Origin of the sequence: Streptomyces sp. NPDC046862, assembly GCF_040704615.1 — a bacterium.
In the GTDB taxonomy this organism is placed as follows: domain Bacteria; phylum Actinomycetota; class Actinomycetes; order Streptomycetales; family Streptomycetaceae; genus Streptomyces.
On the sequence record NZ_JBEYXP010000033.1, the window covers coordinates 54,916 to 77,253 of the forward strand.

The 22,338-nt window shown below is 72.6% G+C and carries 15 protein-coding genes; 5 read left to right on the forward strand and 10 right to left on the reverse strand.

Annotated features, from left to right (window positions below; genetic code table 11):
- Nucleotides 1-173: 173 nt before the first annotated feature.
- A complete protein-coding gene (locus AB0959_RS31680; protein ID WP_366830105.1) occupies nucleotides 174-2,759 on the forward strand; it encodes an ATP-dependent Clp protease ATP-binding subunit in 2,586 nt (861 codons plus the stop codon).
- 75 nt (nucleotides 2,760-2,834) lie between these two features.
- On the opposite strand, the gene ggt is transcribed toward AB0959_RS31680, so the two are convergent.
- Entirely contained in the window at nucleotides 2,835-4,637 is a 1,803-nt protein-coding gene (ggt, locus tag AB0959_RS31685; RefSeq protein WP_366830107.1) for a gamma-glutamyltransferase, read from the reverse strand.
- A 106-nt stretch (nucleotides 4,638-4,743) separates the two neighbouring features.
- Between ggt and AB0959_RS31690 the strand changes: the two genes are divergently transcribed.
- Nucleotides 4,744-5,502, forward strand: a complete 759-nt coding sequence (locus AB0959_RS31690; protein WP_366830108.1) for a hypothetical protein — start codon at nucleotides 4,744-4,746, stop codon at nucleotides 5,500-5,502.
- A gap of 116 nt (nucleotides 5,503-5,618) precedes the next feature.
- Nucleotides 5,619-7,238 carry an alpha/beta fold hydrolase gene (locus AB0959_RS31695; RefSeq protein ID WP_366830109.1) on the forward strand — a complete coding sequence of 540 codons (1,620 nt, stop codon included), beginning with the start codon at nucleotides 5,619-5,621 and terminating at the stop codon, nucleotides 7,236-7,238.
- Between the two features lie 351 nt (nucleotides 7,239-7,589).
- Here AB0959_RS31695 and AB0959_RS31700 read toward each other — a convergent pair whose 3' ends face one another.
- The gene (locus AB0959_RS31700) at nucleotides 7,590-8,039 is read right to left on the reverse strand and encodes a DUF6278 family protein (protein WP_366830110.1); all 450 of its coding nucleotides are present in this window, start codon (nucleotides 8,037-8,039) and stop codon (nucleotides 7,590-7,592) included.
- 191 nt (nucleotides 8,040-8,230) lie between these two features.
- On the opposite strand from AB0959_RS31700, the gene AB0959_RS31705 reads away from it, so the two are divergent.
- A complete protein-coding gene (locus AB0959_RS31705; protein ID WP_366830111.1) occupies nucleotides 8,231-10,030 on the forward strand; it encodes an SGNH/GDSL hydrolase family protein in 1,800 nt (599 codons plus the stop codon).
- 139 nt (nucleotides 10,031-10,169) lie between these two features.
- Here AB0959_RS31705 and AB0959_RS31710 read toward each other — a convergent pair whose 3' ends face one another.
- The 8 genes from AB0959_RS31710 to AB0959_RS31745 form a co-directional block, all read right to left on the reverse strand.
- Entirely contained in the window at nucleotides 10,170-10,949 is a 780-nt protein-coding gene (locus tag AB0959_RS31710; protein WP_366830112.1) for an exodeoxyribonuclease III, read from the reverse strand.
- A gap of 50 nt (nucleotides 10,950-10,999) precedes the next feature.
- Nucleotides 11,000-11,635: an MBL fold metallo-hydrolase gene (locus AB0959_RS31715; protein WP_366830113.1), complete on the reverse strand. Its 636-nt coding sequence runs from the start codon at nucleotides 11,633-11,635 to the stop codon at nucleotides 11,000-11,002.
- A 53-nt stretch (nucleotides 11,636-11,688) separates the two neighbouring features.
- The gene (pcaC, locus tag AB0959_RS31720; RefSeq protein WP_366830114.1) at nucleotides 11,689-12,984 is read right to left on the reverse strand and encodes a 4-carboxymuconolactone decarboxylase; all 1,296 of its coding nucleotides are present in this window, start codon (nucleotides 12,982-12,984) and stop codon (nucleotides 11,689-11,691) included.
- Nucleotides 12,985-13,217: 233 nt separating this feature from the next.
- A complete protein-coding gene (locus AB0959_RS31725) occupies nucleotides 13,218-15,383 on the reverse strand; it encodes an SWIM zinc finger family protein (RefSeq protein WP_366830115.1) in 2,166 nt (721 codons plus the stop codon).
- Nucleotides 15,380-18,334 (reverse strand): SNF2-related protein, encoded by a 2,955-nt coding sequence (locus AB0959_RS31730; protein WP_366830116.1) that lies wholly within the window; start codon nucleotides 18,332-18,334, stop codon nucleotides 15,380-15,382. The genes AB0959_RS31725 and AB0959_RS31730 overlap by 4 nt, the downstream gene beginning before the upstream one ends.
- Nucleotides 18,335-18,450: 116 nt before the next feature.
- Nucleotides 18,451-19,029, reverse strand: a complete 579-nt coding sequence (locus AB0959_RS31735; protein WP_366830117.1) for a sugar kinase — start codon at nucleotides 19,027-19,029, stop codon at nucleotides 18,451-18,453.
- A complete protein-coding gene (locus tag AB0959_RS31740; RefSeq protein ID WP_366830118.1) occupies nucleotides 19,026-20,171 on the reverse strand; it encodes an ROK family glucokinase in 1,146 nt (381 codons plus the stop codon). Before AB0959_RS31740 ends, AB0959_RS31735 begins: the two co-directional genes overlap by 4 nt.
- A gap of 176 nt (nucleotides 20,172-20,347) precedes the next feature.
- Nucleotides 20,348-21,085, reverse strand: a complete 738-nt coding sequence (locus tag AB0959_RS31745) for a GntR family transcriptional regulator (protein ID WP_366830169.1) — start codon at nucleotides 21,083-21,085, stop codon at nucleotides 20,348-20,350.
- Between the two features lie 128 nt (nucleotides 21,086-21,213).
- Between AB0959_RS31745 and AB0959_RS31750 the strand changes: the two genes are divergently transcribed.
- The gene (locus AB0959_RS31750) at nucleotides 21,214-22,224 is read left to right on the forward strand and encodes a Gfo/Idh/MocA family oxidoreductase (RefSeq protein WP_366830119.1); all 1,011 of its coding nucleotides are present in this window, start codon (nucleotides 21,214-21,216) and stop codon (nucleotides 22,222-22,224) included.
- Nucleotides 22,225-22,338: the final 114 nt, after the last annotated feature.

The following is a 22,338-nucleotide window of genomic DNA, read 5'->3' on the forward strand; positions in this document are numbered from 1 at the left end:
CGGTCGGTTCTGAGTGCGGGTTCGTCGTGGCTGGTCGCGCAGTTCCTCGCGCCCCTTTGGGGGTCAGGTGTAACACCGGGGTGATCGGGCACTCGCGTGCCGAACGAACACCTCGATCGGCGAGGGCGCCAGGGGCCGAGCGAGACCGGGTCCTGGCCCCGGAACGGATGGCCATGACCAGCGGGTTTCCCGGTCCGCAGGGCTACGGCCCGGACCCCTTCGGAGAGTTCCTGGCGCGCTTCTTCGGCGGGCCGCACCCCCAGCGCGTCGACATCGGACGGCTGATGAGCAGGCAGGCCCGGCAGCTGGTCGCCGACGCGGCCACATACGCGGCCGATCACGGCAGCAGCGACCTAGACACCCAGCACCTGCTGCGCGCCGCGGTCGCCATCGAACCCACCCGAAGTCTGCTGGCGGGCGCCGGCGCCGACCCCGACTCACTGGCCACCGAGATCGACGAACGCATCGGCCCGGCCGGACAGCAACAGGGCAGCGCCCCGTCGCCCGCATCGCTCGCCCTGACCCCCGCGGTCAAACGCGCGCTCCTGGACGCCCACGAGCTCGCCCGGATCAGGGGCTCCGGCTACATCGGCCCCGAGCACGTCCTCAGCGCCCTGGCCGCCAACCCGGACTCGGCGGCCGGGCACATCCTGAACGCCGCCCGGTTCTCACCCCCCTCGCTGCCGCCCGAGGCACCGGAGTCGCCGTCGGCGGGCTACCCGCCGGGCGTCCAGACGCGCCCCGACCGTCAGCAGCGCGGCCCCACGCCGACGCTCGACAAGTACGGCCGTGATCTGACCGACCTCGCGCGGCAGGGCCGTATCGATCCCGTGATCGGCCGTGACGAGGAGATCGAGCAGACCGTGGAGGTGCTGTCCCGGCGCGGCAAGAACAACCCCGTCCTGATCGGCGAGGCGGGCGTGGGCAAGACCGCCATCGTGGAGGGCCTCGCCCAGCGCATCGCCGACGCGGACGTGCCCGACGTCCTGGCGAACCGCCGCGTGGTCGCCCTGGACCTGTCCGGCGTGGTCGCCGGGACCCGCTACCGGGGCGACTTCGAGGAGCGGCTGACGAACATCGTCGACGAGATCCGCACCCACTCCGACCAGCTGATCGTCTTCATCGACGAACTGCACACGGTCGTGGGCACGGGCGCCGGCGAGAGCGGTTCGATGGACGCCGGGAACATCCTCAAACCGGCCCTGGCACGCGGTGAACTGCACATCGTGGGCGCCACGACGCTGGAGGAGTTCCGCAGGATCGAGAAGGACGCGGCCCTCGCCCGCCGTTTCCAGCCGATCATGGTGCCCGAGCCGACCGTCGCGGACGCGCTGGAGATCCTGCGGGGTCTCAGCGACCGCTACGAGGCCCACCACCAGGTCCGCTACACCGATGAGGCGCTGGTGGCGGCCGTGGAGCTGTCCGACCGCTACATCGCCGACCGGCAGCTCCCGGACAAGGCCATCGACCTCATGGACCAGGCGGGCGCCCGCGTACGGCTGCGCGCCGGCACGAAGGGCACCGACGTCCGGGCCCTGGAGCGCGAGATCGAGCAGCTGACCCGGGACAAGGACCAGGCGGTCGCGAGTGAGCAGTACGAGCAGGCCACGCAGTTGCGCGACCGCATCATGGAGCTGAAGGAGAAGGTCGGCGACGCCGGGACCGAGGTGCGGTCGACCGATGACGGCCAGCATCTCGAGGTCACCGCCGAGGACATCGCCGAGGTGGTCTCCCGCCAGACCGGCATCCCCGTCAGCAGCCTCACCCAGGAGGAGAAGGAACGGCTGCTCGGCCTGGAGGACCACCTGCACCAGCGTGTCGTCGGGCAGGACGAGGCGGTGAGCGCGGTGTCCGAGGCGATCCTGCGCTCACGGGCGGGCCTCGCCAGCCCCGAGCGGCCCATCGGCAGCTTCCTCTTCCTCGGCCCGACCGGCGTGGGCAAGACGGAGCTGGCCCGCGCGCTCGCGGAGGCGTTGTTCGGCAGCGAGGAGCGGATGGTGCGGCTCGACATGAGCGAGTACCAGGAGCGGCACACCGTGAGCCGCCTGGTCGGGGCGCCGCCCGGGTACGTCGGTCACGAGGAGGCCGGCCAGCTCACCGAGACCGTGCGCCGCCACCCGTACTCGCTGCTCCTGCTGGACGAGGTGGAGAAGGCCCACCCGGACGTCTTCAACATCCTGCTGCAGGTCCTCGACGACGGGCGGCTCACCGACGCCCAGGGCCGGACCGTGGACTTCACCCACACCGTCATCGTGATGACGAGCAACCTCGGCTCCGAGGCGATCTCCCGGCGCGGTTCCGGCCTGGGCTTCGCCGCGGGCGGGGCGGAGGCCGACGAGGAGGCTCGGCGCGAACGGATCCTGCGTCCGCTGCGGGAGCACTTCCGGCCCGAGTTCCTCAACCGGGTCGACGAGATCGTGGTCTTCCGGCAGCTCACCGCCGAACAGCTGCGGCGCATCACCGATCTGCTGCTGGAAGGGACCCGGCGCCGTCTGGACACGCAGGGCGTCACGATCGAGTTCACCGAGCGGGCCGTGGACTGGCTGGCCCGCCACGGCCACGAGCCCGAGTACGGCGCGCGGCCGCTGCGCCGCACGATCCAGCGGGAGGTCGACAACCATCTGTCCCGGCTGTTGCTGGACGGCCGTCTCTCTGCCGGCCGGCGCGTGCTGGTGGACGCCGAGGACGGCGGGCTGACGTTCGAAACGCCAGCACCACCGTCCGCCGCGTCTTCCGGCCCGGACCTCGCTACCGGTTAGCCGTCTCGTCTGCCGGGTTGAGGTGCTGGGGCGGCTGCGGGTGCGTTGTGGCTGGTCGCGCAGTTCCCCGCGCCCTTATCGGGGCGCCGGCCGCACCACCATCGCCGAGCCACCCCCACGCCGTACCGTCTCCGCCGCCGCCAGCCACTTGCCGTTCGCCAGCCGCTGGACGCCGGTCGCGGCACCGATCTCGGGGTTCTGCCGGAAGCCGTGGCCGATGGCTTCGAGCTTCGCCTTCAACGGGCTGTTCCACAGGCCCGGTTCGAGTTCGGTGGTGCTCTGGTTGCGCTGGCTGGCGCGCGGCGCGGCGATCGCGTCGACCAGGGGCAGACCGCGGTCGAGGAAGCCCGTCAGGGTCTGCAGCACGGTCGTGATGATGGTCGCGCCGCCCGGTGAACCGAGCGCCACCACCGGCTTGCCGTGCTTGTCCAGCACGATCGTCGGCGACATCGACGAGCGCGGACGCTTGCCCGGCCCCGGCAGGTTCGGGTCGTGGACTGCCGGGCTGGCCGGGGTGAAGGAGAAGTCGGTCAGCTCGTTGTTGAGGATGAAGCCGCGGCCCGGCACCGTGATGGCGCTGCCGCCGGTCTGCTCGATGGTGAGGGTGTACGAGACGACGTTGCCCCACTTGTCGGCCACGGTGAGGTGGGTGGTGCTGTCGCCCTCGTACGTCGTCGGGGCCGCCGTGCCACTGGCGTCGCAGGCCTTCGGGTCGCGCGGGTCGCCGGGCGCCACCGGGCTGGTGAGCACCGCGTCGTCCTTGATCAGGCACTCACGCGAGTCGGCGAACTTCTGCGAGACCAGTTCCTTGGCCGGTACGTCCTCGAAGGCGGGGTCGCCCACCCAGCGCCCGCGGTCGGCGAACGCGATCCGGCTCGCCTCGATGTAGCGGTGCAGGTACTGGACCTCGCTCGCCTTGGACAGGTCGGTCCTCTCCAGGATGTTGAGCGCCTCGCCGACGGTCGTGCCGCCCGACGAGGAGGGCGCCATCGCGTAGACGTCGAGGCCGCGGTACGAGGTCTTCGTGGGCGCCTGGCGCTTCGTGCGGTACGCGGAGAGGTCCTTCTGCGACAGGTCGCCGGGGCGGGCGTTCCAGTCCGAGTCCGGGTCCGCCGGCGGCTCGTTGACGGTGTCGACGATCTCGTCGGCCAGTTTGCCGCGGTACACGGCGCCGACGCCCTTGCGGCCCAGCTCCTCGTACGTACGGGCCAGATCCGGGTTCTTGAACGTGGAGCCGACGACCGGCAGCTCGCCGCCCGGCAGGAACAGCTCGGCGGTGTCCGGGAAGTAGCGGAACCGGGTCTCGTTGGACGCGGTCTGCGAGCGGAAGGTGTCGTCGACGGTGAACCCGTCGCGGGCGAGCCGCTCGGCGGGCTTCAGCAGGGCGGAGAGCCGCTCGCTGCCCCAGCTGTCCAGCGCCGCCTGCCAGGTGGCGGGGGTGCCGGGCGTGCCGACGCTCAGGCCGCTGCTGACGGCGTCGGCGAAGGGGATCGCCTTGCCGTCCTCGACGAACAGGTTCTCGTCAGCGGTCAGCGGCGCGGTCTCGCGGCCGTCGATGGTGTGCACCTTGCGCGTCTTGGCGTCGTAGTAGACGAAGTAGCCGCCCCCGCCGATGCCCGACGAGTACGGCTCGGTGACGCCCAGGGCCGCGGCCGTGGCGACCGCCGCGTCGACCGCGTTGCCGCCGTCGCGCAGGACCTCGATGCCGGCCTCGGTGGCGTCCGGGTCGACGCTCGACACGGCGCCGCCGTAGCCGACGGCCACGGGCTCCTTCCTGACGCCGTCCTGCCCGGCGGAGGGTGGCGCCGCCGCCCCTACGGACATCACCATGCCCGAAACCGCCAGAACCGCCAGTCTCCGTGCGACGGGGCGAGCCATCCGCTACCTCCAGTTGACGACCGTCCGCGCAGCGTAACCCGGTTGCCATGGGCGCGTCAGGGCTCTGCCGGACAGTGTCCGGGAGCGCCCGCTACCATGCGCGCCCATGAATGACGACGTGCGCACCCTCGTCCTCGCGGTGATCGTGGCGGTCATCGCCGCCTCGCTGGGCTGGATCGCCCGGTCCTACCTGTGGAACCGGAAGCTCCGCCGCAAGCAGGCCTTCTTCGGGCTGCCCGACAACGCCGAGTCGCTGTTGGTGGTCAACCGCGAGGCCGCGGGCGGCGCGGATCTGACGGTGACGCGTCACGACGTGTCCGCGCTGCTCGAACTCGCCGCGCTCATCAAGGACTGCGGCGCCAACGCGCAGATCGTGGCCCACGACGCCACCCAGCAGGGCTTCGGGGAGCGCACGGAGTTCTGCGTGGGTCATCCGGCCCCGAACCGCCGCATGGCGGCCCACCTGAGCTCCCTGCTGCCCGGCGTGCAGGTGAACTCCGACCCCGAGCCCGGCCCGGACCGGGGCGCCTTCCTGATCGGCAAGGAGCAGTACCGGCTGGAGCCGGGCCGCAGCGAGTACGTGCTCCTCGCCCGGCTCACCGCGGACCAGGGGCACGCGACCCGCCCGGTCTTCCTGTTCTGCGGCCAGCGCGCGATCACCACCCAGGCCGCGACCCGCTATCTGTCGCGCAACCACGAGCGCCTGGCCCGCAAGCACGGCAACAGCACCGTCGTCCTGCTGCTGAAGGTCGTGAACTCGCAGGCGTACGGCCCCGACGTGGTCGAGCTGGTCGCCGACGTGACGAAGGCCGCGCAGACACCGATACCGGCGGTGGTTCCGCGCAACTCACACCGCTCCTCCTAAGTTTCAACACTTTTCAACAATCGTTACTCGCACGTAACTTACCGACGGGTTACCTCCGGTAAACGGTCGAGGTTACCGTCGGGTCACTTTGCACTGACACGAGTGAGGAGTGACCCATGGTCCAAGGCGGCGCGAAGCGCCTTCGAACAGGGTGGTGGTGGGCGACGGGTGGGCTCGGTCGCAACGCGCTGCGTACGTCCGCCGTCGGTGCCGTCTCGGCGACGCTGGTCGCCGGGACGTTCGTCGGCCTGGCTCCGGCCGCCCAGGCCGCCGCCCCGTCCGTCCGGTTCGTCGACATCACCGGCGACGGCGGCACCACCCTCAAGGCCAACGTCGTCACGCCCGCGGACGCCGACGGCTCCCGCGAGTACCCGTTGCTCGTGCTGCCCACGAGCTGGGGCCTGCCTCAGGTCGAGTACCTGGCCCAGGCCCAGAAGCTCGCCGACTCCGGCTATGTCGTGGTCAGTTACAACGTGCGCGGCTTCTGGCAGTCCGGCGGCTCGATCGAGGTGGCGGGCCCGCCCGACATCGCCGACGCCTCCAAGGTGATCGACTGGGCGCTGGCCAACACCCCCGCCGACGCGCGGAAGGTCGGCATGGCGGGCCTGTCGTACGGCGCCGGGATCAGCCTGCTCGCCGCCGCGCACGACAAGCGCGTGAAGGCCGTCGCCGCGCTCAGCGGCTGGGCCGACCTGATCGACTCCATCTACTCGGGCCGCACGCAGCACGCCCAGGCGGCCGCCCTGCTGGACGGCGCCGGGGAGATCACGGGCCGCCCGAGCCCGGAACTCCGCGAGATCTTCAAGAACTTCTTCGCCTCGAACCTGGCGAAGGAACAGGACATGATCGACTGGGGGAAGAAACGTTCCCCCGCGACCTACGTCGACCAGATCAACTCCAACGGCGCGGCCGTCATGCTGGCCAACGCCTGGGGCGACTCGATCTTCCCGCCCAACCAGTACGCCGATTTCTACGAGAAGCTGACCGGCCCCAAGCGACTGGAACTGCGCCCCGGCGACCACGCCACCACCGAGATCACCGGACTGCTCGGCCTGCCCAACGACGTGTGGACGGACACCGAGCGCTGGTTCGACCACTACCTCAAGGGCACGGACAACGGCATAGACCGGGAGCAGCCCGTTCAGCTCATGTCCCGTTCCTCGGGCGGCTACGAGGGCTACCCCGACTGGAAGTCCGTCAGCGCGACGAGCCGGAAGATCGCCCTCTCGGGCACCTCCACGATCCACACGAACGTCAACTCCGGCGCCGACGGCGGCACCATCTTCCTGTCGAGCGTCCTCGACCAGGTGGCCAAGCTGCCCCCGATGGCGTCCATCCCGCTGCTGCCCCGCCGGTGGGCCGCCGTATGGCAGTCGGAGAAGTACGGCGCCGCCCAACAGGTGCGGGGCACCGCCAGGCTGCACACGACGGTCACCAGCACCAAGGAGAGCGGCACCCTCGTCGCCTATCTCTACGACGTGGGGCCGCTCGGCCTCGGCAAGCTGGTCAGCAACGCGCCGTACACCTTCCACGGACGGACGCCCGGCAAGCCGTTCGGCGTCGACCTGGAGTTGTTCTCCACGGCGTACGACGTTCCCGCGGGTCACCGTCTCGCCCTCGTCGTCGACACGGTCGACCCGCTCTACATCGAGCACAACCCGTCCGGCGCGCAGCTGACCTTCTCCTCACCGCGGCACGATCCCTCCTATGTGTCGGTGCCGCTGCGCGAGCAGTGATCTCCGGCTGCCACCGGGCGGGCCTGGCCTTGTGAGCTGCTGCCCTCCCCCTACGGTCCCGGGTCCCGAACGGGGGTGAACGGCACATCGTAGTCGACCGACTGGCGGGCGGCGGTGGGGTGTTCAACCGTTCCGGGACCGTGACCGCCGTCGGCCGACGGATGTCCTGTCATGAAGTCCTCTCCCCCGCTCAGTGGCACGTCCCGCCCCGCTCCCTCTCTCCGGTGTCGCCGGAGCCGCAAACTACCGGACAATTACTGGACAGGAATGGACTTGATATGCGACACGCATCGGTCAGGAGTTAGCCGTATTTACGGAAGAACGGCCCGATGGCGGCTCCGACTCCAGGCATCACCCCTCGGCCACCTCGGCGTAGAGCTGCGAGAGCTGCGGTGCACCGTTGGCCGCCCACTCGTGACCGTTGGCGACCACGTCGATCTCGCGGCCGGTGGCCAGCCGCACGACGGGCCGGCCACTCGCCAGGATCGCCCAGCCCGTTCCGGGGAGCGTGCGCACGATGACGGTGCCGAGGTAGAGCCCCGCGTCGTTCCCCAGCCACGGCAGCATCTCGTCGTCGTCGCGCCAGCGCGGCACGAGCTGGTCGAGCGCCTCCAACGAGGCGACGGTGTCGTCGAGTTCGACGCCCGCGTCGTCCGCCTGCGAGCGCAGCACCTCGCACTCGGCGAGAAGCCTCCCGATCTCCTCGTGCCCCTCGTGGTCGCCGTCGTCGCCGGAGAACACCGCGACCCCGGAGGCGGGACCGTGCTTCTTGCGCCAGTTGCCCAGGAAAGGGATGCCCATACCACCAGCGTCGCATTCACGCCCCCCGGCGCACCACAGGCGCGCGGAACCACCTGTTCCAGTGGACCGCGTCCCCCGGCGTTCCGGTGGAGTTCGCCGCGAGTTCGCGCACGCCTCATTGACGGGTTTCTGACGCCTCTTTAGCTTCAGGGCGCAACTGTCACCTCGGTGGTCCAGGAGAGGGGTCGCGCGTGCGTCGACGCGTGTGGGGTACGGCTGTGGTGCTCGGCCTGTTGGCGGCGGTCACACCGGTGGCGTCCGCTCAGGCCGCCGGCAGCGCGGGATCGTCCGGTGGCGGTAGCGGTAGCGGTGGCGGTCCCGGTCCGCTTCCGCTGGAGCGTCACTTCGACAACAGGGCCGTCAGCGATGACGCCCAGCCGGGCGAGGCTGACTTCGACGGCTCCGGCGCCTCGCTGTCCGCCCAGGACCTGGCCGCGGCGGGCTGGACGCCCGGACGCCCGCTGACGGTGCAGGGCGCCCGTCTGACGTGGCCGCGCCGGGCGGCGGGGCAGCCGGACAACGTGCGCGCCGACGGGCAGTCCGTACGGGTGCGGGGGCGCGGTGACGCGCTCGCGTTCCTCGTCGCGGGCACGGGCGGTTCCGCCACGGGCGGCACGGGCACGGTGCGGTACGCCGACGGCACCCGCTCCGCGTACCGTCTGACGGCCTCCGACTGGCGCACCGGCCCGCTCGCCACCAAGGCGGTGGCGCTGCCGCACGTCAACACGCCGGACGGCCCGCTCGCCGAGAAGGCACGGCTGTACGTGGTGACGGTTCCCGTCGCGCGCGGGCGCGAGGTGTCGTCGGTGTCGCTGCCGCGCGACCCGGCCCTGCACGTCTTCTCCCTGTCGGTGCGGCCCATGACCCGTGGCTGGACCGGGAGCTGGGCCGCCTCCTCCTCCGGTTACACGGCCGTGGGGCCGTGGACGGACCGGACGCTGCGGCTCGTGGTGCACACCTCGGCGGGCGGGCCCCGGGTACGCATCCGGCTCGACAACACCTTCGCGGGCGCGCCGGTGCGGATCGGGAGCGCGACCGTGGCCGTGCAGGCGGAGGGGGCCGCCGCGCGGAGCGCACCCGTGCCGCTGTCGTTCGGCGGTGGCGCGGGAACCGACATCCCGGCGGGGGCCCAGGCGTTCAGCGACCCGCTGGGATTCGAGGTGCCCGCGAACGCCAATCTCCTGGTGAGCTTCCACCTGCCGGGGACGGTCACGGCGGCGCCGGTGCACCGGATGGCCATGCAGACCTCGTACGTCAGCGAACCGGGCGACCACGCGGGCGACGGCTCGGCGACGGCGTACACCTCGACGATCACCACCTGGCCGCTGCTGACCGGGGTGGACGTGGGTGGTGGCCCGGGGTCCGTCGTGCTGCTCGGCGACTCGATCACCGACGGCGACAAGTCCACGCCCGACGCCAACCGCCGCTGGCCCGACGTCCTCGCGGGGCGACTGCAGCGACAGAAGGCGGTCCCGCGCTACGGGGTCCTCAACCACGGCATCTCCGCGAACCGCGTGGTCACCGACGTCTACCCCGGTGACGGGGTGTCGACCAGCACGGGCGGGGTCAGCTCGCTGAACCGCCTCGACCGCGACGTCCTCGCCCAGACCTCCGCCCGGACCGTCGTGGTCTTCCAGGGCGTCAACGACGTCCGCTGGGGCGCCACGGCGGAGCAGGTCATCGCCGGGCTGCGCGAGATCGCGGCCCGGGGCCACGCGCGGGGGCTGCGCGTGCTGGCCGCGACGATCGCGCCGTGCGAGGGCGAGACACGGTGCACGGCTGCAGTGGACACCGAGCGCTCCGCGGTGAACACGTGGATCCGGGGTGCCGAGGAGTTCGACGGCGTGCTCGACTTCGACGCGGTGCTGCGGGATCCGGCGCATCCGGCCCGGATGCTGCCGGCGTACGACAGTGGGGACCATCTGCACCCCGGCGACGCGGGGCTCGCCGCGCTGGCCGACTCGGTGGATCTGCGGGCGCTCGTGCCCTGAGCCCTGGGGGCTCCGCCCCCAGACCCCCGTATCGGCCTGAACGGCCTCGCCCTCAAACGCCGGACGGGCTGGTTGGTGCTGGACTGGGCCGGTCTGTCCCCGGCCGGCGAAACAACCCGCACCGGCCTGCCCGCGCCGCCTACACCTCCACGTCCACCACCACCGGCGCGTGGTCGGAGGCGCCCTTGCCCTTGCGCTCCTCGCGGTCCACGTAGGCGTCCTTCACGGCCTTCGTGAACGGTTCGTTGGCGTACACCAGGTCGATGCGCATGCCGCGGTTCTTGGGGAAGCAGAGCTGGCGGTAGTCCCAGTACGTGAAGGGGTGGTCGTACTTGAGGGGGCGCGGGACCACGTCGGACAGGCCGGCCTCGCGCAGGGAGGCCAGGGCGGCGCGCTCGGCGGGGGTGACGTGGGTGAGGCCCTCGAAGGCGGCCACGTCGTGGACGTCGTCGTCCGTCGGGGCCACGTTGTAGTCGCCCAGCACCGCGAAGGGGCGGCTGCCCGCGGCGTCGCCCGCGACGGCCGCCTTCAGCGCCTCGAACCACTGGAGCTTGTACGCGTAGTGGGGGTGGTCCACCTCGCGGCCGTTGGGCACGTACACCGACCAGACGCGGACCGGCCCGCAGGTCGCGGAGACGGCGCGGGGTTCCTGGACGCCGTCGTAACCAGGGTCGCCGGGCAGGCCCTTGACGACGTCCTCGAGGCCGACGCGGGAGAGCACCGCCACGCCGTTCCACCGGCCGGTCGCGTGGACCGCCGCCTCGTAGCCCAGCTCGCGCAGCTGGTCGAACGGGAAGCTCTCCTCGGCGATCTTGGCCTCCTGGAGGCACAGCACGTCCGTGCCGCTGCTCTCCAGCCAGGCCAGGAGCCTGGGCAGACGTGCGGTGATCGAGTTGACGTTCCAGGTCGCGATGCGCATGTCCCACAACCTACCGGGAGGGTCTGACAACACGGTCCGGGGCTGCTCGCTCAGAGCTCCGCCGACGATCCCGGTGCCAGCCGCAGGTGCTCCGCGCCGCCCAGGGAGCCGATCTGGTTGTCGTAGATCGGGCGGGCGAGGTCGGTGAGCAGGGCGTCGTGGATGTCGTACGCGCGCTGCGGCTTGACCTCCCTGACGTAGTCGATGACCTCGGAGATCTTGTTCCAGGGGGCCATGACCGGCAGCATCAGCGTCTCGACGGGGTGGTCGGGGACGGTGAGGGCGTCGCCGGGGTGGAAGACACGGCCGCCGTCGACGAGGTAGCCGACGTTGGTGATGCGCGGGATGTCCGGATGGATGACGGCGTGGAGTTCGCCGTGGACCTGGACGTCGAAGCCCGCGGAGGTGAACGTGTCGCCGTGGCCGACGGTGTGCACCCGGCCCGGGAAGGCCGCGGAGATCTGCTCCGCGACGGACCTGAGGGTCCAGATCTCGGCGTAGGGGTTGGCCTCCAGGGCCGCACGGAGCCGCGCCTCGTTGAAGTGGTCGGGGTGCTCGTGCGTGACCAGGATCGCGTCCGCTCCGACGGCGGCGTCCTCCTCGCTGAAACCGCCCGGATCGATGACGAGGGTGCGTCCGTCCTTCTCGAGACGGACGCAGGCGTGCGACTTCTTCGTGAGCTTCATGGGACCATCCTGCCCCTGCGGGGGAACCGGGGCGCTCCCGGCTCACTCCCGGTTCATTCCTCGGGTGTCGTCTCCTCGCGGATGACCTGCTGGGCCACCTTGAACGCGCTGTTGGCGGCCGGTACGCCGCAGTACACCGCCGCCTGGAGGAGGACCTCCTTGATCTCGACCGGGGTGAGGCCGTTGCGCAGGGCGGCGCGGGTGTGGAAGGCGAGCTCCTCCAGATGGCCGCCCGCGACCAGGGCGGTCAGGGTGACGCAGCTTCGGGAACGGCGGTCGAGGCCCGGTCTGTTCCAGACCTCGCCCCACGCGTAGCGGGTGATGAGTTCCTGGAAGTCCCCGGAGAACTCGTCCGCCGACGCGAGCGCCCGGTCGACGTGCGCGTCGCCGAGCACCTCGCGGCGGACCTTGAGGCCCGTGTCGAACGGGTCGGGCCTGCCCGTCGCCTCCGGCTGGGCGACGGCCGGGGCGATCTCCGCGACGGGCCCGACCTGCGACGGCACGGTCAGTGCCGGCTTGACCGGGGCCGCAGAGATCGCCATCTGGCCGGTGGTCGAGTCGTAGGCGGGCTGCCACGCGGACGAGAAGTGCCGTACGAGCAGGTCGGTGACCGCGGCGGGCTGCTCGACGGGAACGAGGTGCGAGGCGCCGGGAACGACGGCGAGGCGGGCGTCCGGGATCCCGGCGACCAGGGTGCGGGCCTCGGCGGGCCCGGTGACCTGGTCGTCGGAGCCGACGAGGACGAGGGTGGGGACGCCGACACGGCCGAGTTCGGCCCGCACGTCGAACGCGGCGAGCGCCTCGCAGGCCGCGATGTAGCAGCCGGGGTCGGTGGTGCGCACCATCTGCACGGCCCACTCGGTGATCGCGGGCTGCGCGGCCGCGAACCCCCCGGTGAACCACCGCTCCGGTGACGTACGGGCGATGGGGTCCAGGCCGTTCGTCCGGACGATCACTCCACGCTGCCGGAACTCGTCGGCCGTCCCGAAGCGCGGCGAGGCCGCGATCAGCCCGAGGGACGCGAGGCGCTCGGGGTGGCGCAGCGCGAGCTCGATGCCGACGGCGCCGCCGAGCGCGCAGCCCGCGTAGCCGAAGCGGTGCACACCGAGTCCGTCGAGCGTGGCCAGCAGGCGGTTGGACAGCTCGGCGACGGAACCGGCCGGGTACGCGGGCGCGCCGCCGTGCCCCGGCAGGTCGAAGCGGAAGATCCGCCACTGCTTGGACAGCTCCGGGACCTGTCGGTCCCACATGTGCCACGTGGTGCCGAGCGAGGGGCCGAGGATGAGGACCGGGGCGTCTTCCGGACCGTCCAAGCGGTACTGGAGGGCGGGCGTCTGCGTCTCACTCACCGCTCCACGCTAACGTCCCCGCGGCACTCCTCCGTCCCGGGACCCCCAGTCTCCCCATGGGGATCCCGAACTTCACCGGCGGACTCTCACACCGCCTTCACCGGATGCGGGGGGTTCGTGTACGTGGCGGGGCCTACTGGAAGTACGTTCATGGGAGTGGCCGGCCGTCGACAGGTGGACCAGTCGGCCTGGGAGCGACGGGAGCCGGGGGGCGTCGGGCACGATCGCGGCCCTTACACCTCGTCGGCCGCTCCCAGGCCCGTCAGGGCGCCCACCGGGTCCAGGTCGGGGGTTCCCCTGGGCCACCAGTCCTCGCGGCCCGGTTCCGACTCGTACGCGTACCAGAGGCCGTCGCGGCCCAGGCGGAGCTGGACGTGGCCGTGCGGGTGGGTGAGGTGGTTGCGCCGGGGGCGGAAGGCGGGCAGGTCGGCGGCGAGGAGGAGCGGCCGGGCGCGGTCGAAGCGGCCCGCGGGCGGGTCCCAGGGCTCTTCGAGGACCGCGAGCCCCTCCGGTCCGCCCTGGCGCCAGGCGGCGACCGCGCGGGCCAGGTCGGCCGGGGTGCGGCCGGTGGCGGTGGCCAGTGAGGAGTACAGGGCGCGGGTGCCGGCGGTGAGGCCGGACCCGGGGCGGGCGACGGCGAGCCGGACCGCGTCCTGCCAGAGCGTGAGGTCGGCGACCGGGTCGCGGCCGGTGGTGAGCAGGGCGTGGGCGCGGGCGGCCGCGTCGGTGGCCAGCTGGTCCAGCGCGAAGGGGTCCGGGCCGCCCGGCCCGCCCGGGTAGACCGGGGGCTGCTCGGGGTGCGGGGGCGGGGGCAGCGGCGCGGGGAGCGGTGGAAGGGTGCGGGGCGTGAGGGCGTCACCGGCTCGGACTCCGGGCAGGGGCGCGGCTTCCTGGTCCTGGGCGGCTCGGGCCGCGCGCGCGGCGCTCAGCCGGGACAGCGCGTCGAGCAGCTCACGCTCTCCGCGGCCGCGCAGGAGGAGCAGGACGAAGGGGTCCTCGTCGAGCAGCCGTGCCGTCTGGTAGCAGAGGGCGGCCGCGTGCTTGCAGGGGTGGCCCGAGTCGGGGCAGCTGCAGTGCGGTTCGAGATCGCCCGGGCCGGGCAGCAGCGGTACTCCGCACTCGGCGAGCGAGTGGGGCATCTCCTTGTCGAGCAACGCCGCGATGTGCCCCGGCCGTTCGGCCACCGCGTCCAGGAAGCGGTCCCAGTCGGCCTCGGAGAGCGTCCGCAGCCGCACCTGCGCGCGGTACGGCCGGGGTCGGCTCCCCTGGACGTAACCGAGCACGAGGCCGGGGGTCACGGTGATCGCGTCCACGTGCCCGCTCTGCGCGTACGTCCGGCCCCTCGCCAGCCGGGCCGCGTCGAGGGCGCCCTCCTCCAGCGCGGTCACCCAGGCGTTGCCCCACCAGGTCCCGGCGAACCGTCCGGCCTCCTCCGGGGGCGCGGAGCGCGGCGGGAAGGCGGAGAAGGTACGGCGCAGTTCGCTGTCGCGGGCGGGGGCGGCCATGGAGCGGGGGAGGTGGGGTGCGGAGTGTGGGGCGGGCGCCGGGGGCGGCGCTGCGGGGGCAGGGGTGTGGGACCGCGACGGTGCGTTGTGGTGCGTTGGGGGTGTCGTGTCGTGCGTTGGGGGTGCGTCGTGGTGCGGCGGAGGTGCGTCGTGGTGCGGAGGTGTGTCGTGGTGCCTGTGCGCCGCCTCGTCCGCGTCGCCGGCTGTGGGCGGCTCGAAGGCGTCCGCGAGCAGTTCCCGCAACTGCCGGACACGGCCGCCTCGTTCCTCGCTCACGGCGTTCCGCCTCGCTCCGCCGGAACGGGGCGACGCGGGACGGGTGGCACGGCGCGAGGGCCTGGCTTGCTCCTCCTGGGCGGCCGCGCGCACCTGCCGGGCCGCGCGCAACGCCTCGCGCGCGATGTCGCCGGGGCGAGCGGACGGAGCGGATGGAGCTGTGCCCGACTTGGCGGTGCCGGGCGCCGCGGTGCCGGGTGCTGCGGTGCCGGGTGCTGCTGTGTCGGGCGCTGCGGTGCCGGGCGCTGCGGTGCCGGGCGCTGCGGTGCCGGGCACGGCGGGGGCGGGCTCTGCGCCGGTCGGCCCGGTGGCGTCGGGCTCAGCGGTGTCCGGCTCGGCGGGGGCGTCTTCGGCTCGTCGCTCTCCGGGATCCTCCCCGCCCTTCCGCCCCCGCTCTCCCCGTACGGCCCTTCGCAGCGCCTCCCTCGCCACGTCGCCCGGACGTGCCTCCTGCTCCGCGGGCGGCTCGGCCGGGCGCTCGTCGCGGTCGCGGGCGTCCCGTTCGCGGGCGGCCCGCAGCGCCCGGCGAGCGGCGTCGGCCGGCCCGGGGGCCTGGGAGTCCCGGGGGGCCGGGGCATCAGGGCCCGGCCCCGCCCGCAGCTCCTCGTCCCCGTTCATGACGTCCTCCGCAGTGACACCAGGTCGGACAGCTCGCGGTCCGTCAGCTCGGTCAGGGCGGCCTCGCCGGTGCCGAGGACGGCGTCGGCGAGGGCTCGTTTGGACTCCAGCATCTCGGCGATGCGGTCCTCGACCGTGCCCTCGGTGATGAGGCGGTGGACCTGGACGGGCTGGGTCTGGCCGATGCGGTAGGCACGGTCGGTGGCCTGCTCCTCGACGGCCGGGTTCCACCAGCGGTCGAAGTGGATCACATGGCCCGCGCGGGTGAGGTTCAGGCCCGTGCCCGCCGCCTTGAGGGAGAGGACCAGGACCGGGGTGGCCCCGCTCTGGAAGCGGTCCACCATCGTCTCGCGGTCCTTGACCGGAGTGCCTCCGTGCAGGAGCTCCACGGGGATCGCGCGCGTGGCGAGATGCGCGGTGATCAGGCGGGCCATCCCCACGTACTGGGTGAAGACGAGCGCCGAGCCGTCCTCCGAGAGGAGGGTGTCCAAAAGCTCGTCCAGCAGGGCGAGTTTGCCGGAACGGGCCGACAGGCGGTCGGCCCCGTGGGGCTGCCCCTGGGTCTCCTCCTTCAGGTACAGCGCCGGGTGGTCGCAGATCTGTTTGAGGGCGCCCAGGAGTTTGAGGACCAGACCCCGGCGCGCGATACCGTCCGCCGTCTCGATCGCGAGCATCGACTCGCGCACCACCGCCTCGTACAGCGCGGCCTGTTCGCGGGTCAGCGGCACAGGATGGTCCGTCTCCGTCTTCGGCGGGAGCTCGGGGACGATACCCGGGTCGGACTTCTTGCGGCGCAGGAGGAAGGGGCGGACCAGGCGGGCGAGGCGGCCGATCGCCTCCTCGTCCTCGCCGTTCTCCACGGCGCGCGCGTGGCGGGCGCGGAACGACTTCAGGGGGCCCAGCAGGCCCGGTGTCGTCCAGTCGAGCAGGGCCCAGAGCTCCGAGAGGTTGTTCTCGACGGGCGTGCCCGTGAGGGCCACGCGTGCGGGGGTCGGGATGGTCCGCAGCGCCTTGGCGGTCGCCGAGTACGGATTCTTGACGTGCTGTGCCTCGTCGGCCACCACCATGCCCCACGGCTGCTCGGCCAGCGCGGCCGCCGCCGACCGCATCGTGCCGTAGGTGGTGAGGACGAAGCCGCCGTCCAGCTCGTCCAGCGTGCGGTCGGGGCCGTGGTAGCGGCGGACCGGGACGCCGGGCGCGAAACGGGTGATCTCCCGCTGCCAGTTGCCCAGCAGGGACGCCGGGCAGATGACGAGGGTCGGCTCGCTGCGGGCACGGCGCAGATGCAGCGCGATGACCGTGATCGTCTTGCCGAGGCCCATGTCGTCGGCGAGGCAACCGCCCAGACCGAGGGTCGTCATGAGGTCGAGCCAGGCCAGGCCCCGGAGTTGGTAGTCGCGCAGGCGGGCGGCCAGTCCGGCCGGGGGCTCCACGGCCTCCACCCCTGCCGTGAGCCGGTCGCGCAGCGCCGCCAGCGCACCCACCGGTACCGCCTCCACCGTCTCCCCGTCGACCTCCGCGCTGCCGGTGAGCGCGACGGAGAGGGCGTCTACGGGGTCCAGCAGGCCGAGTTCGCGCTTGCGGGCCTTGCGGACCAGGGCCGGGTCGACGAGAACCCACTGGTCCCGCAGCCGGACGACCGGACGGTGGGCCTCGGCCAGGGCGTCCATCTCGGCCTCGCTGAGCGGATCACCGCCGAGTGCCAACTGCCAGCGGAACTGCAGCAGTTCCTCGCTCTCGAAGAAGCCCGTGCCGTCGGTGGCCGAGCCCGGCGCGGGCCGGACCACGGCCGCCGCGCTCAGGTCCTGCGCCAGGTCCCGCGGCCAGTGCACGGCGACGCCCGCCGCCCCGAGCCGGGTGGCCGCCACGCCCAGCAGGTCGGACAGCTCCTCCTCGGAGAGGGCGAGGACGTCCGGCACGTCCTGCTCGGCGAGCCGCTCCAGGGGTGGCCAGACGCGGGCCGCCCGGCGCACGGCGAGGGCGGCGTCCACGCGTGCGCGCGGGCCGAAGGCGGCGTCCCCGGTGGCTCCCGCCCACAGCGCGGCCGCGTCGGCGACGAGGGTGGGATCGGCGAGGCTGTGCACCTGGACGACGGCCGCACCCGCCCGCCGCGCGTCCTCGCCGTCGTCGAAGAGGTCGTACGCCGACAGGTCGAGCCGCAGGGAGATCCGTACGCCCGCGTCCATGCCCGCGGCGACCTCCGCAGCCCAGTCCCGCGCGCCGGTCAGACGCTGCGCACCGGCCGCCGCGAACGGCTTCCCCGAGGTGTACGGCGCGGCCGGGGTGCGGGGCAGTGTGTCGGCGACCGCGTCCAGGAAGGACCGCATCAGCGCCTCCGGCTCCGGCAGCCGCAGGGGGCCCTTTCCGGGGAGCGGGACGGCATGGCCCTGGTGCGGCAGGGCCGCCGCCACCGCTCTCAGGTGCGCGATGTCGTCCGGGTCGAGCGGTCCGGCCCGCCATGCGTCGTGCCCCTGGGCCGTGAGCCCCGGCAGCAGCCGCCCCCGCGCGACGAGCCTCAGGGCGTGCAGCGCCGCGGCGCCCCAGCAGGCCGTGGCGGGATGCGCCGTGGGATCGCGGCGCGCCCTGGCGAGCAGGGGCAGGGCCTCGCCGACCGGGAGGGTCACCGCGGACACGGTGGCCCTGCGGACTCCGGCGCCGTGCGGTCGTACGACAGTGAGCCGGTCGTCATATGCGGGTGGTCCGGAACCAGGGCCTCCCTCTCGGGGACCCCCGTCCCGGTCCCCGGCGGGGGCAGGCACGGGCTCGCCCTCCGGGTCCCAGAAGGCCATCCTCCCTTGGCGCGGCAGCGGCGCCGGCAGGAACACGGCCGCGAGGCGTACGGAGACGTCAGGCGCGCGTACGGAGGCGACAGGCGCGCCGTCGGCTCCGGGCGCGACCGCACTCGCGGCACCCTCGGCACCCACGGCAGCCGCAACAGGCCCGTCCCGCATACGCCCGGTCACCTCCCGCCCATCAGTCGGATCAGTCGTCTCCGACTCTACGGGCGGGGTCTGACAATCGGCTCCGGCGGCTGTCGACGGGCCCTGGCAGGGGCCTCAGGCGACCGTCACGGGGTCGTCCTGGAGACGACGTACACCATGGGGTGCCGGGGGTTCGAGCGGTTCACGACGATGTCCAGCGTCGGCGTCGGGTTCTTCCGGTCGCGAACGAACCCGAGCCACGGGCCCTTCCCGGTGAACTCCCAGCCGACGATCCGCCGGTCGCGGGCGCTGATGGCGATCTCGCCCCGTTCGAGGTCGTCGGTCTCGCCGCCGACCTCGGTGAGGAACCGGCCCAGACCCTGGTTGCTGGTGCGGAACTGGGCGTACATGCGGCTGGTCTTCCAGTTGTTCGTCTCGTAGTACGCCACGTGGTCCGAGTACGGCGGGATGGGGATCTGGTAGAGGCGGCGCTGGACGCGGGAGGGCCAGCCGGCGGTCAGGCCGGTCGCCGAGTACTTCTTCTCCTTGTCCTTGCCGCTGTCGCGGCTCTGGGCGGCGGAGATCACCAGGTAGCCGGCGGGCACACCGATGAGCAGCACGATGATGAGCAGGGTCAGCGCACGGCGGCGGATCACATGGCGCCGGGCCTCCGGCGGCCCGGGCTCGTCCGGAGAGGCCCCCTGGCGGGGCACCGAAGCGGTCATGCGGAGTCCTGGGTGGTGCGACGGGCCTCCGCGTACCGCGCGTAACGCTCGTACCGCTCCACCCGGCGGCGGTTGGCGCGGCGGAAGCGGCGGGCGACGAGCCGGGCGAGGTCCGCGGCGCCGACCATGCCGGCCTCGGGGCCGAGCTGGGCGCGCGCGATACGGGCCTCGGGCCGGTAGCCGCGCCCGGTGAGGTGGCGCCGGAAGGCGTCGCGTGCGGGGACGATGAGCAGGTCGTCGGCGGCCGAGACACCGCCGCCGATCACGAAGCAGGACGGGTCGAGGGCCGCCGCGAGGTTGGCGATGCCGACGCCGAGCCACTGGCCGATGTCCTGGAGCAGCTCGATGCACATCGCGTCGCCCTCACGGGCCAGCTCGGTGATCATCGGGCCGGAGATCTCGGAGATGTTGCCCTTGACGTGCTCGATGATCCCGTACGCCACCGGGGAGTCGGCGGCGGCCAGCTCCTTGGCCTCCCTGACCAGCGCGTTGCCCGAACTGTACTGCTCCCAGCAGCCACGGTTGCCGCACGGGCAGCGGTGGCCGCCGGGCACGACCTGCATATGGCCGAACTCGCCCGCGACGCCGTACTTGCCGCGCTTGACCTGACCGTCCTCCAGGATGGCGCCGCCGATGCCCGTGCCGAGCGTGATCATGACGAGGTGGTCCTCGCCGCGGCCGGCACCGAAGCGCCACTCCGCCCAGGCGGCGGAGTTGGCGTCGTTGTCGACCAGGACGGGGACGGCGAGGCGTCCGGCGAGACGGTCGCGCAGAGGCTCGTTGCGCCAGGACAGGTGAGGGGCGAACAGCACACGGTTGCGTTCGGCGTCGACCCAGCCGGCCGCGCCGATGCCGACCGCGTGCACGTCGTGCCGGTCGGAGAGGTCCAGCACGAGCTCGACGATGGTGTCCTCGACGACCTTCGGGCTCTTGGACTTGTCCGGGGTCTCCGTGCGGAGCCTCTCCAGGATGTTGCCGTCGGCGTCGACGACCCCCGCCATCACCTTCGTACCGCCGATGTCGATGCCGACCGTGGGCACGCGCGGGGCGGTCAGGTGGGAACGGCGCTCGCGCGTTCCCACGGTCCGCAGGACGGTGGCCCGCGCGGAGCCGCGGTGGGTGAAGTCGCGGTAGGTGCTCATCGGGCCGATTCTGCCGTAACGCTGCCGCTGAGTGCTGCGGGGGGCGCCGTTGGGGTGGGGTTCGATTCTCGGGTGCGGGTTCGTCGTGGCTGGTCGCGCCCCGCGGCGGAGCCGCTGAATGACACAGCCCCGCGCCCCTTGAAAGCCGGTCCCGCGCCCCGGGAGGACGCCCCACGTCACGAGCGTACTAGCAGCTGGAACTCGAACGAGTAGCGTGACGCGCGGTACGTGTGGGTGCCGTACTCGACCGCTCTGCCCGTGTCGTCGAACGTGGTGCGTTGCATGGTGAGGAGGGGGGATCCCTCGGGCTCGCCGAGGCGTTCGCCCTCCACCTCGGTGGCCGCGCGGGCGCCGATCGTCTGGCGGGCGCTGTGGAGGGTGATGCCGGCGGCGCGCATCAGCCGGTACAGGCCGGTCGCCTCCAGTTGGGCGCTCTCCAGGTCGAGCAGTCCGGTGGGCAGGAAGTTGCAGAGGTACGCCATCGGCTCGCCGTGGGCCAGTCGCAGCCGCTCGACGCGGTGCACCTGGCTGCCCTCGCCCACCCCGAGCGCGGCGGCGACCTCGGCGGAGGCGGGTACGAAGGTGTTGGTGAGCACCTGGGTCGCGGGGCGCTGTCCGGCCGCCTCCAGGTCGTCGTAGAGGCTGCTGAGCTCCAGCGGACGTTTGACCTGGCTGTGCACGACCTGGGTGCCGACTCCGCGGCGGCGCACCAGGAGGCCCTTGTCGACGAGGGACTGGATGGCCTGGCGGACGGTCGGCCGGGACAGGCCGAGACGGCCGGCGAGCTCGATCTCGTTGCCCAGCAGGCTGCCCGGGGTCAGGGTTCCGTGCTCGATGGCGGCCTCCAGCTGCTGGGACAGCTGGAAGTACAGCGGGACCGGGCTGCTGCGGTCGACGCTGAGCTGGAGCGACACGGTCGGATCCACTTCTGGTTTCGGCACGGCCCGAGCGTAGTCCCGGCTCTTGTTGACGGGAAGTTGCGTAGTTCGATTGTCCGGACAAACCATTGACACGAAGCTGTGTTCGACCGCAATTTGTTCCCATGCGCATCGGACTCATAGGTGCGGGTCGCATCGGCACGATCCACGCGACCACGCTCAGCCGCCACCGCGATGTCGGCTCGCTCATCATCACGGACGTCGACACCGCTCGGGCCCATGAGCTCGCGGACCGCCTGGGGGAAACGGCGGCGCCCGGCGTCGACGAGATCTTCACCTGGGGGGTGGACGCCGTGGTCATCACGGCGACGACCGCGGCCCACGCCGACCTGATCGGTCGGGCAGCACGCTCCGGACTCCCCGTCTTCTGCGAGAAACCCATAGCGTTAGATCTGCCGGGCACGTTGAGCGCGCTGGCCGAGGTGGACGCGGCGGGGACCGTGCTCCAGATGGGGTTTCAGCGCCGCTTCGACGAGGGGTACACCCACGCGCGGGAAGCCCTGCGGTCCGGTCGGCTCGGGCGGCTGCACACGGTGCGTGCGATGACCGCGGACCAGGAGCCGCCGCCCGCCGCGTACCTGCCGCTGTCCGGGGGGATCTACCGGGACTGCCTGGTGCACGACTTCGACATGCTGCGCTGGGTGACCGGGCAGGAGGTCGCCGAGGTGTACGCGACCGGGTCCGATGCCGGGCCGGCGATGTTCCGTGAGGCGGGGGACCTCGACACGGCCGTGGCGGTGCTCACGCTCGAGGACGGGACCCTGGCGACGGCGACGGCCGCGCGGCAGAACGGGGCGGGCTACGACGTGCGGATGGAGCTCGCCGGAGAGCTGGACACGATTGTGGTCGGACTGGACGACCGGACGCCGATCGCGTCCACCGAGCCGTCCGGGCCGCCGCCGGCCGACAAGCCGTGGACCGGGTTTCTGGAGCGGTTCGCGCTCGCGTACGAGGCTGAGGTCGCGGCGTTCGTGGAGGTGGTCCGGGGGGAGCGGGCCAATCCGTGTGACGGGCGTGAGGCGCTGCAGTCGCTCCGTATCGCGGAGGCGTGCGAGTTGTCCCGCCTGGAGCGGCGACCTGTGCAGTTGGGGGAGATCGCGGGGGCGCGGGACTGAGTGCGGGGGTGCGTGGCCGGGTGGGTTTCCTCGCCCCCGCAGCTGATATTTCAGCCCCTCCGGCAATTGAGGAGCGGGGTCCGGGGCGGAGCCCCGGGATGGGACGGGTAGGGG

What these genes read in the sequence shown, in the direction of transcription:
- AB0959_RS31730 (WP_366830116.1), bottom strand. Translation starts at nt 18,334, where the DNA reads ATGCGGGACGGGCCTGTTGCGGCTGCCGTGGGTGCCGAGGGTGCCGCG.
- AB0959_RS31680 (WP_366830105.1), top strand. Translation starts at nt 174, where the DNA reads ATGACCAGCGGGTTTCCCGGTCCGCAGGGCTACGGCCCGGACCCCTTC.
- ggt (WP_366830107.1), bottom strand. Translation starts at nt 4,637, where the DNA reads ATGGCTCGCCCCGTCGCACGGAGACTGGCGGTTCTGGCGGTTTCGGGC.
- AB0959_RS31725 (WP_366830115.1), bottom strand. Translation starts at nt 15,383, where the DNA reads ATGAACGGGGACGAGGAGCTGCGGGCGGGGCCGGGCCCTGATGCCCCG.
- AB0959_RS31690 (WP_366830108.1), top strand. Translation starts at nt 4,744, where the DNA reads ATGAATGACGACGTGCGCACCCTCGTCCTCGCGGTGATCGTGGCGGTC.
- AB0959_RS31700 (WP_366830110.1), bottom strand. Translation starts at nt 8,039, where the DNA reads ATGGGCATCCCTTTCCTGGGCAACTGGCGCAAGAAGCACGGTCCCGCC.
- AB0959_RS31715 (WP_366830113.1), bottom strand. Translation starts at nt 11,635, where the DNA reads ATGAAGCTCACGAAGAAGTCGCACGCCTGCGTCCGTCTCGAGAAGGAC.
- AB0959_RS31710 (WP_366830112.1), bottom strand. Translation starts at nt 10,949, where the DNA reads ATGCGCATCGCGACCTGGAACGTCAACTCGATCACCGCACGTCTGCCC.
- AB0959_RS31695 (WP_366830109.1), top strand. Translation starts at nt 5,619, where the DNA reads ATGGTCCAAGGCGGCGCGAAGCGCCTTCGAACAGGGTGGTGGTGGGCG.
- AB0959_RS31750 (WP_366830119.1), top strand. Translation starts at nt 21,214, where the DNA reads ATGCGCATCGGACTCATAGGTGCGGGTCGCATCGGCACGATCCACGCG.
- AB0959_RS31735 (WP_366830117.1), bottom strand. Translation starts at nt 19,029, where the DNA reads ATGACCGCTTCGGTGCCCCGCCAGGGGGCCTCTCCGGACGAGCCCGGG.
- AB0959_RS31740 (WP_366830118.1), bottom strand. Translation starts at nt 20,171, where the DNA reads ATGAGCACCTACCGCGACTTCACCCACCGCGGCTCCGCGCGGGCCACC.